Raw genomic sequence first — 13,670 nt, forward strand, 5'->3', positions numbered from 1 at the left:
GGATGTAGGTTTGAAGCATTATATTTTCCTTTTTTGGATGCAGCTTAACCTACGATATTTTTACCCAAAAGTCAAGTAAAACCCTTTAAAATAAGGCTTTTTGAAGCTTAATGTCAGGAGCTCTGAAATTATTTAGAAAATTTGATTTTGAAATAAAAAAAATTAAAAAAGTGATTTTTTCTTGTTGACAACATATCGTTCGATCGATATGTTGTTTTTAAATCGAACGATCGATATGTAAATTTTAATTTGAGGAGAAATCGTGGCTGAACATCTGAAAAACAAAGAAAAATTGGTGACGGTTGCTATTGAACTCTTCTCTACAAGAGGGTTTAAGGGTACATCAATAAGAGATATCGCAAATGCGATGGATATGAGTATCTCCAATATCTATCATTACTTTGGAAATAAAGAAGGGCTGCTTTTAGCTGTTTTGGAACACGCATCAAAAGGTCTTGTGGAAAAACTGGGTGAAATCCCTCAAATGGATCTGGACCCTTTGGAACGGTTTAAATTGCTTATCAGGACGCATATTCAATTGTCAGAATTTTATAAAAAAGAAATAAAAATCTTTTTTCTGGATGAAGAACACCTGTCGCCTGAAGGAATAAAAATAAACAATCAGACGCAAACGGATATTTTACAAATACATTTAAAAGCACTTAATGATCTAAAGAAAGCGGGTTATTTGCAGTGCAAAAGTGCAACCATTGCGGCTTTTAATATTCTTGGCATAATTAACTGGCAATTGCGCTGGTATCGAACCGATGGTTCACTAACCCTTGAAGACGTTTCAAGGGAAATTGTTTCATTTATTTTACATGGGATATTGGGAAGCAATCCCCCTGGTATAGAATCTGATAGTTGATACATTGTTTTTACTGCCAAGCTAATCACATAACCTAAGAGGAGGTAAAAGATCATGGGCTATACGATCGACATTGACACAGGAGGTACTTTTACGGACGGTTTTTTTGTAATTGAAGACCGGGTGGAAACGATTAAGGTACCAACGACACCTCACGACCTGACCATCTGTTTTTTGGAATGTATAAAAGCGGGAGCAAAGCGTTTCAATGTCCTGGTGGAAGATCTTTTGTATGAAACCGATATCATCCGTTTTTCCAATACTATTGGCACAAATACCATCATCCAGAGAGATGGAAGCCGGGTTGGCTTGATTGTTACACAAGGGTATAGAGATTGTGCGCCAACCCATAGTCAGGATGATAAATCTCCCTTAATAATGTCTGAAATGGTTGTTGAACTGGATGAACAGGTGAGTCAAACCGGAGAAAGGATTAAAATACCGGATGAAAAAGCGATCATGACTACAGCCCAGGACCTTATTGATAAAGGTGCCCGCTGTCTTGTCGTGGCGTTTACAAACTCTGAATACAATTCTCAAAATGAGCGCTTTGTAAGAAAAACAATTAAAAATGAATACCCCAGAGATTTTTTAGGTTCGGTGCCTGTGTTTTTATCCTCAGATATCTCCCATAGATCAGGAAACACTGAAAGGATTAATGCAGCAGTGTTGAATGCCTATATTCATAATAAACTGGCCAGACTTTTGTATAAGGCCAGTGAAAATCTCAGGCAAAAATTTTATCATAACCATCTGTTTATTGTTCACAATAATGGCGCTGTTGCAAGGGTTGCTAAAACCCGTGCCATCAATACGTATAATTCAGGTCCTGTGGCAGGGCTTTCCGGTGCTCGTCTTATAGGGCAGCTGTATGGCACTAAAAATCTAATCTCGGCTGATATGGGTGGAACATCCTGTGATATTGGTTTTGTGAATAATGGCCAGGAAAGTTATACATTGAAGCCTGATGTGGAAAGTTTTTCCATAAACGTTCCCATGATGGTTATTAATGCCATCGGCGCAGGGGGAGGATCAATTGCAAGTGTAACGGATGGTCAACTTCAAGTAGGACCCCAATCTGCCGGCGCATTACCAGGCCCGGTATGTTTTGATCTTGGCGGTTTCGAACCCACTGTAACCGATGCTGATTTAGTGCTTGGTATCTTAGACCCACACTATTTTCTGGGTGGAACTATGGCGCTTAATTATGAAAAAGCAAAGGATGCAATTGAGCAGAAAATAGCCGCTCCTTTGGGTATATCCGTAGAAGAGGCTGCACACAAAATAAAATTACGTGTTGATCAGGCAATGGGAAAGGAAGTTGGCAACCTCAAAGACAGCCTAAAAGAAGATGACAATCCCATGCTGGTGGTCTATGGAGGGGCAGGTGCTGCCCATTGTTGTGATATCGCTAAAATTGCCGGTTTGAAAAAAATTGTTATCACACCTTTTTCAGCCGTTTTTTCAGCATTTTCTTCATCCAATATGGATGTGGGGCATTTTTATTCATCCAGAACAGATATTTTATTTAAAGAAGATGCGGATCTTTCAAAAATAAAAGAGTCCATTTTGGCTATGGAAAAAGAAGCAAGAAGGGATATGCGTGGTGAAGGCTTTTCAATTGAAGAGGTAGCGTTTGGTTTGGAATTGTTTGTAAAAGCTGAGGGCCAGGATCATGAAGTCAAATTTACCGTTGAATATGATTTTTACAAAACGTCTGAACAGGTTGAAAATGCAGTTGAAACTGCCCGAAAACTTCTAAATATATCAAGCCCTGAGGGGTTGAAAAACATGGTGCTCACCATGGTAAGTCTTCTGGCTAAAGCAAAGGTCCCCCATTATGAAATTAAAGAAGTAGAATCAGCATTGCATAATGCAAGTGTTGCCAAAAAAGGTCATAGAAATGTCTTTTTGCAAACGGGTCAGGATGCTTTGGAAATCCCTGTTTTTGATAGATCGCTTTTAACTAATGGCCACCAGATTTCAGGTCCCGGTCTTGTGGAATCAGAGCAGACAAGTCTTCTAATTCCAGTGGAATGGGAGCTTTACGTGGATAAGTATAACAATATGATTTTAGAGGAGGTATCATAATTATGAAAATCCGAATCACTGAATACCTGGAAGTTGACCTTAAAAATGAAAAATGGGTTTGCCAGCGTTGCGGACACTATTTGATCGATGCCAACGAAAACTACAAAAAGGGCTGTCTGGTTGCACAAAAACCTTTTGAGCAGGTTCATCCGCCTATTGTTGAAGGCCAAGCCTATAGTTTTAGTCCGGATGCCGACTACTGCCGCCTTTTGGAGTTTTACTGCCCCAAATGCGGTATCATGATAGAAAATGAATATCTACCGCCTGGTCACCCCATTACCCATGATATTCAACTGGATCTTGATGCTTTACAAAAACGGCAGGAGGGATGATATGCAGTCAGGTAGGGAACATTTTAACGACTTTTTAAATAATGAACCCCTGTCCCGACCAGTTTTCATTCCCTTTATCGGGGATCTGTTATCAAGGATCGAAGATGAATCAATGGAAACTTTGACACAAGATCCTTCTTTATGGGCAAACAGTCTTGTTAAAGCAACTCAACTATTCGGGTTTGATGGTATCGTAACCGGTTTTGATTCAAATATTGCAGCCATGGCTTGCGGGTGTGACGTTTTTTGGGAGAATGACAAGCCTGTAATCATCCCAATGCAAGGAGAGTTCAATCAAGAACCGCAAAACAGCCCCCCTATGAAACTTGCTTTAGAGGTGTCAAAAAGATCATTCAGCGTCTGCCGGCAAAACATAACCTGTATGACTTCTTTAACCGGCCCATATACACTGGCGGCACAGCTCAGTCTTGAAAATGCGAACTTGAATATAAATAAAATCAAGCAATTGATGGTGCAGATGACCGAGGCTTGTTGCGAAACAAAACCAGATGCACTTATATTTATGGAGGGCGCATCTTTGTCTTTGGCAAAGATTGAAACAAGTCATCGACGGCTTTACAATACACTTAAGAACATAGCATCCTACTATAATATACCCATAGGTCTTTATGTAGAAGATTATCAGCCGGAAACGGTATCTGAGCTGGCAAAGCTTAACATGGATATGTATATTCTGGGCCCTTCTTTGAGTAAAAATCTTCCATTGACATCTGAGCTCTGGCGTCTGGGACAAGATACAAAGGGTCTTGGCCTTGGTCTTCCCCTGGATGATATTGAAACGTCAAAGGCGCTTATAGGGAAAGGATTAGAGCTATATCGTGAAAATCCAGAGCACGGATTGTTCTTCACCAGTTCAGGGGCAGCAGGGCGTGATATCGATCTTGATGATCTTCATGCCCTGGTAAGTGAAATTTCTAACTTGTAACATAATCTTAAAAGGAAATATTTTATGAGTATGATAGTCAATATAGATATAGGCGGCACATTTACTGATTTTTTTGTCAGTCAGGATGATGGCACTACACATCTTACCAAATTTCCAACCACCCACTATGATTTATCTGTCGGCTTTTTAAAAGGGATTAAAGCGCTTGCAAAAATGAATGGTCAAAATATGACCCAGTTTTTGAATAATACAGATTCCGTTCGCTATAGCACCACCATTGGAACCAATGCCCTTATTGAAAGAACCGGACCGAAACTGGGTATGATTACCACGGCAGGATTTGAGGACACCATATCGCTGGGGCGTTCTCGAAGCTGGGCAGATGGATTATCTTCAAAGGAGAACAAGGATATGGCCCGTATCAATAAGCCGAAACCTTTAATCTCCAGGGATATGATTGTCGGTGTCAGAGAAAGGGTTGATTCATTTGGCAATGTCATTTCTCCCCTGAATAGAGAAGAGATATTGGAAAAACTTCAAATTCTTGTGGACCGGGGAGCTATGGGGTTTGTTGTCTGTCTTTTATGGTCTTTTATGAATCCTGATCATGAGAGGATGATAAAAGAGGTTATTGAAGAGGAATATCCTGAAGACTTTCTGGGTTCCATGCCTGTGACCTTATCCAGCGACGTATCTCCAAAATCAGCTGAGTACACCCGTTTTATAACAACAACAGTCAATGCATATATCCATGGCGTGATGGCTGCAGAACTCAATAAGCTGGGGGTTGAATTAAGGGACGGCGGATATAAAAAGCCTTTGGTGCTGGTACATAATACAGGCGGTATGAAAAAAGTATCCCGCACAAGGGCCATTTTGACCCATAATGCCGGGCCTGTTGCCGGACTTCATGGCGCCCTGACAATTGGCCAGGTATATCAGGCTGACAATATTATTTTCACGGATATGGGCGGAACCTCTTTTGATATAGGGGTTATTACAGGGGGCAGGTTAAAAACCTATGATTTTATACCGGTCATTGACCGATGGAGAACAAATATTCCGGCAATTGAGGTAAAATCCATTGGCGCAGGAGGCGGTTCCATCGCCTGGGTGAATGAACTTATGGACAACAGTCTTGAGGTCGGGCCCCATTCTGCCGGATCAATGCCTGGTCCTGCCTGCTATGATCAAGGGGGAACACTGCCGACTGTAACAGATGCGGATATGGTTTTAGGATATTTGAATCCAGACAACTATTTGGGTGGCAAAATGCTTCTGGACCCGGATTTAAGTCACCAGGCCATTAAAGAACATATTGCTGATCCTTTAGGAATCGATACCATTGAGGCCGCCATTCGCATACGGAAAATAGTGGATGCCCGAATGGGCCAGGAAGTTTTTAATGAAGTGGCACTTAAAGGGCACGATCCACGGGGGTTTATTCTTTTTGCCTGTGGCGGTGCCGGTGCAACTCATGTATGTGGGTTTGCCCCTTATTTACAGGTTGATAAGGTTATCGTCCCAAATTACTCGCCGATTTTCGGAGCCTATGGTGCATCAACTGTCAATTGTCAGCAGGTCTGGGAAAAATCAAGGAGTATGAAAATTTTCCAATGGAATACACAATCGTATTCCCAGGATTTTGACAATTTTAATGACGTCGTCAATACATTAAAGGACAATGCAATCCGGGATCTAAGGCTTGAAGGGTTTGAAGAAGATCAAATCAAACTTCGGCTGGAATTGGACATGCGGTATGGTATGCAGTACAATTTAACAAGGATTGTATCCCCGCATATCAATATAGCGTCAGATCAAGACTTTAAAGAGATTTGTGATAAATTCACTGAACTATATGCAGCGATCTATACACCGGAAGCCACGTTTCCCATGGGAGGAATCAATGTTGAAAGTTTCTTTCTTACCGCCTATGTGGAAACAATCGGTCAAACGATTCAACAATTTGAGTTAAAAGGGGAAAACCCTTCTGATTCATCTTTGATTTCAACAAGACCGGCATATTGGAGTTCCAAATCAGACTTTATAGATACCCCTGTGTTTGCCTTTTCAAAACTTGAAGCCGGGAACAAGATAACTGGCCCGGCACTCATTGAGGCGAAGGATACAACATATGTGATTGAGCCGGAATGGCAGTTCAGCCTGGATGCTTTCCACAACACAATTCTGGACCGGATTTAAGTTTGATAAGACGTTTAAAAATTTAGGAGATATATCATGAGCTTAGTGACATACGGTAGAGATGAAGAGGTTGTTCAACGGCTTAAACCTGAACCAATGACTTCTTTGGAATCAGAGGCGCAAGATAAAATTAATGATGTGGATTTTGAAATATTTCAGCATAAAATGAACATGATTGCCCAGGAAGGCAAAGAGACAACCATGAAACTTGGGGCGTCTTCTGGAATGCGCTGGGGTGATGTCGCCTTTGGCGTTTATACCGGTCTTGGAGATCTGTCTGTTGTGGCCACGGGCATCTGGTTCCATGCCGTTCTCGGTCAGATCCCTGTAAAATATATCGTCAAGCACTGGATTGATGAACCGTCAGTCGGCGTTAAAGAAGGGGATGCTTTTTTCTGGAACGACCCTTTTTATGGTGGTGTACATGGGGCTGATATGGGCCTTTGTGTGCCTGTTTTTTATAAAGACAAACTGGTTTGTTTCACTGGCGCTGTGGTGCACACCGGTGAAAGTGGTGGAAGTGAACCCGGTGGGATGGTAGGAAGTGCCCGATCAAAATATGATGAAGGATTATTGGCTCCCCCCATGAAAATTGGGGAAAATTATGCTTTAAAAGAAGATATTCTGGCCATGTTTTCAGCGATGAATCGTGATCCGCGGACAATGATTTTAGATATCAAGGCCCGACTTGCTGCCTGCCGTATCGCCCAAAGAAGAATTGTGGAATTGATTGATCAAAAAGGGATTGAATTTTTTCAAGGTGCTTTGAGAAGAATCTTATCCGTCACAGCTGACGCTGCTAAAAAGAAGGTAAGTCAACTCAATGATGGTGTGTTCCGTCAACCCAGATTTATGGATACCGTGGGTCCCGAAACAGCCCTTACTAAAATCAATATTACATTGACCAAAAAGAAAGATAAGATAAAATTCAGTTTTAAAGATACAACGCCAATGCTTCCGGATAAACCGTTGAATACATTTTTCCAGGGAATTATAGGACTTTCCATGGTCTATTTTTGCGGATGGTTTTTGCATGATCTGCCTGCAAACAACGGGCTTTTAGAGGTGCTGGACTGGGAATTTCCTGAAAATTCTCTCATCAATGCCAAAGGAGATGTGCCAACTTCAATCTCTCCATTTACCCAGACCTGTTTTGCCCATGGCATGTTCCTGGCCGGTGCCCGTATGACGTATCATCTTGATTCCCTTCGTGCCGTTGCTGCATGGTATCAAGGGTTTGGTGTCCCCATATATGGTGGTGTTAACCAGTGGAATGAGCCCATTGCCGATATTACGCCGGAGATAAATGCCACCGGTGCCGGGGCCAGACCGGATATGGATGGTGTGGATGGCGCCGGTGCTTATTTTGCCACCATGAGTGATTGTTCTGATGTGGAAACCACGGAATCGGATCGCCCATTTCTTTATTTGTTCCGGAATTATTTTAAAAATTCCTATGGCCATGGCAAGTTTCGCGGTGGCGCCGGGGTGGGCTTTGGTATGATGATGCACCATGTCCCCTGGGTTGCCATGGGCTCTTTTGGCTATGGGTCAAACTTTCCTTCCACACTGGGAATATTCGGGGGGTATGCTGTGCCACCCATATTTATTCGAACCATTGGAAACAGCAACATGAAACAACTTTTGGGAGAAAGCAACTCAGCACTTCCAAATACCATGGACAAACTTTACGAAGATGAAAACCCTGAGGCGGGTGCTGATGAATATCATCATGTCACAATGCCCATAAGGCCGATGATGAACGGCGACACATTTTATGTGCCGGTTGGCGGCGGAGCAGGATATGGTGATTCCCAGGAACGTGACCCAGAAGATGTAATCAATGATTTGAAAAATAATATGACTACCCATTGGATTGCAAAAAATGTGTATAAAATTGCTTATGATGAAAAAACCTTGCGCCTGGATAAAAAGAAAACCAAAGAAATTCGATCTCAAGCAAGGGAAGAAAGGCTGAATCTTGGTAAACCATACGACGAATTTGAAGCTGAGTGGTTAACGCTTAGACCCCCTGAGGAAGCATTAAAATACTATGGTGCCTACCCTAATCCAAGCGAAGGCCCGCCTCCTGGCCCTCCGGGAATGTAGCGCCAAACGCCGGGTTTGACAATAATTATTTATAAAATAATAAATGGAGACATGAAGCATGAAAGCTGTCGTTTTACAGGCCGAAAATCAATTTAAAATAGAAGAGGTCCATGAACCTAAGCTTTTGAAAAATAACGATGTGATCGTTAAGGTCACGAAAGCCGCGATATGCGGTTCAGATATCCATGCCAAGCACGGCCTCATCCCTGGCATCGCTCCGGGGACCATCATCGGCCATGAGTTCGTGGGGGTGTTGGAAGAAACAGGTTCAGAAGTCACACGGTTCAAACCGGGTCAACGGGTGGCCGTTCCGGCAGCAACCTGGTGTGGGATCTGTCGTTCATGTAAGAGAGGTGAGGTCCAATATTGTGTAAACGGCGGCGTTTGGGGCGGTGGTGAAATTTTCGGGAAAGGTCTTGCTGGCGCCCAGACCTCTTATGTCCGAGTCCCTTATGCTGACACATGTCTCACGCGTATTCCGGACAATGTACCGGACGATCAGGCCGTGTTTGTCGGCGACGTTTTCAGCACAGGGTATCATGCAGCCTATGAAGGAAAAATTCAAATGGGAGACACATTGGTCATCTTCGGATGTGGTCCGATCGCCTTGGGTGCACTTGTGTCGGCCTGGCAGTTTGGCCCCCGGCAAATTTTTTGTGTGGACATGCTCGACAATCGCCTGGCTCTGGCTGAACATTACGGCGCCATACCTATTGATGCCCGGCAGGGTAATGTTGTGGAGCAGATAAGAGAGGCTACCGGAGGAGAAGGAACAGATGTGGCCATTGAAGCCATTGGCAGTCCGGACACGTTTCAGCTGGCACTGAAATCAGTCCGCCGGGGCGGGATGGTGTCTGTGGTTGGCCTTTTCCCCACAGCAGTGGAATTTCCACTGAATGACCTGGCTTATTATGGTGTGCGATTGAGCATGGGGCTTGGCAATCTTTCCAGGATGGACCAGCTCATGTCCCTCTTGGAATCCGGGAAGGTAGATTTGAGCCCGCTTATTTCGCATACGTTTTCCCTTGATCAGGCGCTTGATGCATATGAATTATTCGAAAACCATAAGGATCGTTGCATAAAAGTGCTGCTGGAACCTTAAACCATTCCCAGAAAATAACATATGGAAAAACTTTTTTCCGTCGCGTCCAAATGCCCGGGATAACGTTCATGAAAATAAAACGTCTGAACAATTAATGGATGGGAATCATAACACACTGATAATATTACTGCTAACCGGGTTACCGGAAAATAATTATAAAATTGCCTATTAAGGATACAAATTATGACATTCGAAAATCTATCCCATAAGATGAATATTCACGGTGCTCTAAAAGAGAAGGTTAAAAAATGTGGGTCACAGGACTTTTTTTATTTTCAAGATCAAAGTTTTACCTATTCGGACCTGGATAGAGAATCCGATAAAGTGGCCAAAGGACTTCAATCCCTTGGGATTCGAAAAGGGGACAAGGTGGCTATCATCATGGATAACCGGCCGGAATTCCTTTTTCTGTGGTTCGGGTTAAGCAAGCTTGGCGCCATAGAGGTCCCTATTAATACGGCACACAAAGGTGACCTTTTAGTCCATATGATCGATACGGCCCAATGCTGTTTGATGGTGGTAGAATCAAGCTATCTGGATAGAGTGGTGCCTGTTTTAAAAGATGTGCCGGGTATGGAAAAAATAGTGGTTCTTAATGATGATAACACCCTGGTGCCCCATTTGAATAAAACAACCTTTGATTATCACACTGAAATTGAGAATGACGGTGTGTTTCAAAAAACAGAAGTTCTTTTATCTGACCCCTTTGCAATTATTTTTACATCCGGAACAACAGGGCCTTCAAAAGGGTCTTTAATGCCACAAAACTATGCCCTTTTCATGGGGAAAGTCTGTATGGAGTGTTGTGAATATACCGAAGATGACTGTCTTTATAATACCCTGCCTCTTTTTCACGGGAACGCACAGTTTTTATCCACCATGCCGGCGCTTATGAGTGGGGCAAAAATGGTCATATCTCCAAGATTTTCAGCAAGCAGGTTCTGGCCTGACGTAAAAAAATATGGCTGCACGGAATTTAATTATATCGGGGGAATCCTTCCCATCCTGCTCAAGGCTGATCCAAAACCAGATGATGCGGATAATCCTTTGCGGATCATGTTTGGCGGCGGATGTCCGCCTGACCTTTTTGATGCGGTTGAAAACCGTTTCGGGGTCACTCTTCTTGAAGGATATGGCATGAGTGAAATTGGATTGCCTTTGCTCAACACCATGAAATCCCGTAAAAAAGGAACCTGCGGAAAACCTGTATATGGATGCCAGGTTAAACTTGTTGATGATTTTGGAATTGAAGTGACACCCGGTATCCCCGGTGAGCTTCTTCTCAGAAACAAAGAGCCGTTTACCATGCTTCTTGGATATTACAACATGCCTGAAAAAACGGTAGAAGCATGGAAAGACCTTTGGTTTAACACAGGCGATTATCTGGTTGCTGATCAAGATGGATTTTTTAATTTTGTGGACAGGAAAAAAGATGCCTTGAGAAGAAGGGGTGAGAACATAAGCTCCCATGAAGTTGAAAAAGTGATTAACTCCAACCCGGCAGTGCTGGAATCTGCAGCAATCGGTGTTAAATCTGAAATGACGGAAGATGAAGTGCTGGTATGCATCAAACTTAAAAATAATCCCAGCTTAACTCCGGACTCTCTGCTTGATTATTGCCAGAAACGCATGGCTTATTTTATGGTCCCCCGGTTTGTCAGGATTATGGATGAATTGCCAAAAACAAAAACACAGAAAATTTTAAAAGCCCGGCTGCGGGATGAAGGCATCACCCAGGACACATGGGACAGGGAAAAACAAAATTATGAATTAAAGCGGTGAGGTAACGGTTTAAGGCCTCTTCTTAAAAGGAAAGCCCTGATATTTAGTTTGTTGATATGGAGAATTGTAAAAAATGGATACCAATGCAGATAATATGATTTTACCCTTTGCTAAAAATATATTCACGCAACCGCCTTACAAGAGCAACCCGCCTGATTTGCTGGGTGGATTTTGTTCAGGCTGCAATGATTACTTTTTCCCCAAGCCGGGTTACTGCCCAAAATGTTTGGGCAACATCCAGACAAGACCCATTGGAAATAAAGGAACAATCTACAGCTTTACAGTGGTCAGAACCCCTCCGCTTTTTGATTTGCCCAGTCCATATGCTATCGGTTATATTGATCTTATCAAAACAAAATTAAGGGTTTTTGGCCTGTTTGACCCCGAAGCACTTGACCAGTTAAAAATAGGTGCCCGTGTGGTATTATCCGTTAAATCTTTAGGAACAGACAGTCAGGGATCACCACGCCTTCGCCCCTGTTTTATTCTTGAACCGGAAAATGAACACACTATGATTTAAACCTGCAAATTTAAAAAGGAATTTACCATGGCCGTAGCATCTGTGACAGGGGTTGGAATTATCCCTTTTGGAAAACATAGTGGAAAAAGTATTATTGATATGGGGGCAAAAGTCGGTTATTTGGCACTAAAGGATGCTGGTATCGACCCTTCAAAAATTCAAGCAGGTTTTTTTGCAAATGGCCTGGCAGGAAGGTTATTCGGAGACAGTACCATTGGTCAGAATGTGTTTTGGGAGCTTGGCATTAATAAAATTCCTGTTGTAAATGTGGAAAATGCCTGTACGTCTGGGTCTTCTGCTTTTTATCTTGCGTATAACATGGTTGCTGCCAATCAGGTTGAAATTGCCATGGTGATTGGTGCTGAAAAAATGTGCGTGCCGGAATTCGGTCTTATCAATTCAGGTGAAACTGAACTGGATACCCAGCTTGGCCTGATTGCACCTGCCAGTTTTGCCATGCGGGCAATCCGGTATATGGATGAGTATGACTGTAAACCTGAGCAACTGGCACAGGTGGCTGTTAAAAACCGGCAACATGCACGACTGAATCCTAATGCACAATTTAAAGACCCGATTTCTATAGATATGGTAATGGATTCCCCGATGATTGTTGACCCTTTGACCCGCTTCCAGTGCTGTCCCATTGCCGATGGTGCCGCTGCAGTGATCCTATGCTCTGAAAACATTGCAAAACAAATGAATCGGTCAGTGAATATAGAATCTGCTATTTTATGCACAGGCAGTTATGGAAATAACCAGGATATGATCTTGTGGGAAACGGATACAAGGGGTTGCAACCTTGCCTATGAAAAGGCCGGGATCGGATCTCAGGATATAGATGTGTTTGAGTGTCACGATGCATTTACCATCTCGGAGATTCTTCATTATGAGGCCCTTGGCCTCTGTGATCCAGGCGAGGGTATACGATTTCTTGAAGAAGGCCACAGCAGATTGGGAGGAAAAAAACCGGTGAATGTGTCTGGTGGGCTTTTAAGCCGGGGTCATCCAGTGGGAGCCACAGGGGTTGCACAGATAGGTGAGATTGTTACACAATTGCGAAATGAGGCAGGCCCTCGTCAGGTTGAAGGTGCTAAAATCGGCCTGGCCCATTGCATGGGCGGTGATAAATCAGGAGATACAAAATCATGCACGGTTGCCATTTTATCTGTGTAGGAGATAATTATGAGTATAAAAGTTCATCATATATCCATTTTTATAAGTGACATGGAGCGAACCATATTTCTTTTCCAGGACATTCTGGGTTTCAAGCTTACCTGGCATATCCCATCAGCAAAGGGGAAAAAGCTTTCAGCTCTGTTGGGAATACCAGATCTTGAGTGTGAACTGGCCTACTTGACAAGTCCTGATAATGATGTGGCCATTGAATTATCTCGTCTTATCAATCCTGTTATCAAAACTTCAAAGGTCCGGTTCGGTAATGCGGGCAATATGGGATTAAGCCTTGAGGTACAGAACCTGGACAAATTGCACAAGCGGTTGAATAAAAAAGGCTGGAGTCCTTTGAGTCTTTGTCTGGAGATGCAAAGCCCTGATGGTGATAAAATAAGAGCCTTTTGTATTAGAATAGAGCATTGCATGACTTTAGAGTTTATAGAGCTATGAAAAATACTTAGTGTTTGAACGAAAACTCACCCATCTGCTGCGTTGCTGCAAAACTCTGAAATCCTCATGTACATTAGTACACTCCGGTTTCAGAGTTTCTTACGCCTTGCATATGGGCAACTTTTCGTCCAAAC

At 42.9% G+C, this 13,670-nt stretch carries 11 protein-coding genes; all 11 read left to right on the plus strand.

Going from position 1 to position 13,670, the window contains the following annotated elements; translation table 11 throughout:
- Positions 1-262 precede the first annotated feature (262 nt).
- The 11 genes from Q1Q15_RS24835 to Q1Q15_RS24885 all read left to right on the plus strand — a co-directional run bounded on the left by Q1Q15_RS24835 (position 263) and on the right by Q1Q15_RS24885 (position 13,536).
- A complete protein-coding gene (locus Q1Q15_RS24835; protein ID WP_300465365.1) occupies positions 263-868 on the plus strand; it encodes a TetR family transcriptional regulator in 606 nt (201 codons plus the stop codon).
- 54 nt (positions 869-922) lie between these two features.
- A complete protein-coding gene (locus tag Q1Q15_RS24840) occupies positions 923-2,959 on the plus strand; it encodes a hydantoinase/oxoprolinase family protein (protein WP_300465367.1) in 2,037 nt (678 codons plus the stop codon).
- 2 nt (positions 2,960-2,961) lie between these two features.
- Positions 2,962-3,291 (plus strand): acetone carboxylase subunit gamma, encoded by a 330-nt coding sequence (locus Q1Q15_RS24845; protein WP_300465369.1) that lies wholly within the window; start codon positions 2,962-2,964, stop codon positions 3,289-3,291.
- A gap of 1 nt (position 3,292) precedes the next feature.
- Positions 3,293-4,237 carry a uroporphyrinogen decarboxylase family protein gene (locus tag Q1Q15_RS24850; protein ID WP_300465386.1) on the plus strand — a complete coding sequence of 315 codons (945 nt, stop codon included), beginning with the start codon at positions 3,293-3,295 and terminating at the stop codon, positions 4,235-4,237.
- Between the two features lie 24 nt (positions 4,238-4,261).
- Positions 4,262-6,400 carry a hydantoinase/oxoprolinase family protein gene (locus tag Q1Q15_RS24855; protein WP_300465371.1) on the plus strand — a complete coding sequence of 713 codons (2,139 nt, stop codon included), beginning with the start codon at positions 4,262-4,264 and terminating at the stop codon, positions 6,398-6,400.
- A 36-nt stretch (positions 6,401-6,436) separates the two neighbouring features.
- Positions 6,437-8,509 (plus strand): hydantoinase B/oxoprolinase family protein, encoded by a 2,073-nt coding sequence (locus Q1Q15_RS24860; protein WP_300465373.1) that lies wholly within the window; start codon positions 6,437-6,439, stop codon positions 8,507-8,509.
- Between the two features lie 58 nt (positions 8,510-8,567).
- Positions 8,568-9,611, plus strand: a complete 1,044-nt coding sequence (locus tag Q1Q15_RS24865) for an alcohol dehydrogenase catalytic domain-containing protein (protein WP_300465375.1) — start codon at positions 8,568-8,570, stop codon at positions 9,609-9,611.
- A gap of 183 nt (positions 9,612-9,794) precedes the next feature.
- Complete coding sequence (locus tag Q1Q15_RS24870; protein ID WP_300465377.1) at positions 9,795-11,393, plus strand: AMP-binding protein; 1,599 nt, start codon at positions 9,795-9,797, stop codon at positions 11,391-11,393.
- A gap of 73 nt (positions 11,394-11,466) precedes the next feature.
- Positions 11,467-11,913, plus strand: coding sequence for an OB-fold domain-containing protein (locus Q1Q15_RS24875; protein WP_300465379.1), 447 nt, complete (start codon positions 11,467-11,469; stop codon positions 11,911-11,913).
- Between the two features lie 27 nt (positions 11,914-11,940).
- On the plus strand, positions 11,941-13,086 hold the full coding sequence (locus Q1Q15_RS24880) for a thiolase family protein (RefSeq protein ID WP_300465382.1): 1,146 nt from the start codon (positions 11,941-11,943) through the stop codon (positions 13,084-13,086).
- Between the two features lie 9 nt (positions 13,087-13,095).
- Positions 13,096-13,536 carry a VOC family protein gene (locus Q1Q15_RS24885; RefSeq protein WP_300465384.1) on the plus strand — a complete coding sequence of 147 codons (441 nt, stop codon included), beginning with the start codon at positions 13,096-13,098 and terminating at the stop codon, positions 13,534-13,536.
- Positions 13,537-13,670 lie beyond the last annotated feature (134 nt).

It is taken from the genome of Desulfobacula sp. (assembly GCF_030145145.1).
Taxonomy (GTDB): Bacteria; Desulfobacterota; Desulfobacteria; order Desulfobacterales; family Desulfobacteraceae; genus Desulfobacula.

Bases quoted from the DNA above. Each gene is read 5' to 3' on its own strand.
- Q1Q15_RS24840 (WP_300465367.1), top strand. From the start codon at position 923: ATGGGCTATACGATCGACATTGACACAGGAGGTACTTTTACGGACGGT.
- Q1Q15_RS24845 (WP_300465369.1), top strand. From the start codon at position 2,962: ATGAAAATCCGAATCACTGAATACCTGGAAGTTGACCTTAAAAATGAA.
- Q1Q15_RS24850 (WP_300465386.1), top strand. From the start codon at position 3,293: ATGCAGTCAGGTAGGGAACATTTTAACGACTTTTTAAATAATGAACCC.
- Q1Q15_RS24855 (WP_300465371.1), top strand. From the start codon at position 4,262: ATGAGTATGATAGTCAATATAGATATAGGCGGCACATTTACTGATTTT.
- Q1Q15_RS24860 (WP_300465373.1), top strand. From the start codon at position 6,437: ATGAGCTTAGTGACATACGGTAGAGATGAAGAGGTTGTTCAACGGCTT.
- Q1Q15_RS24865 (WP_300465375.1), top strand. From the start codon at position 8,568: ATGAAAGCTGTCGTTTTACAGGCCGAAAATCAATTTAAAATAGAAGAG.
- Q1Q15_RS24870 (WP_300465377.1), top strand. From the start codon at position 9,795: ATGACATTCGAAAATCTATCCCATAAGATGAATATTCACGGTGCTCTA.
- Q1Q15_RS24875 (WP_300465379.1), top strand. From the start codon at position 11,467: ATGGATACCAATGCAGATAATATGATTTTACCCTTTGCTAAAAATATA.
- Q1Q15_RS24880 (WP_300465382.1), top strand. From the start codon at position 11,941: ATGGCCGTAGCATCTGTGACAGGGGTTGGAATTATCCCTTTTGGAAAA.
- Q1Q15_RS24885 (WP_300465384.1), top strand. From the start codon at position 13,096: ATGAGTATAAAAGTTCATCATATATCCATTTTTATAAGTGACATGGAG.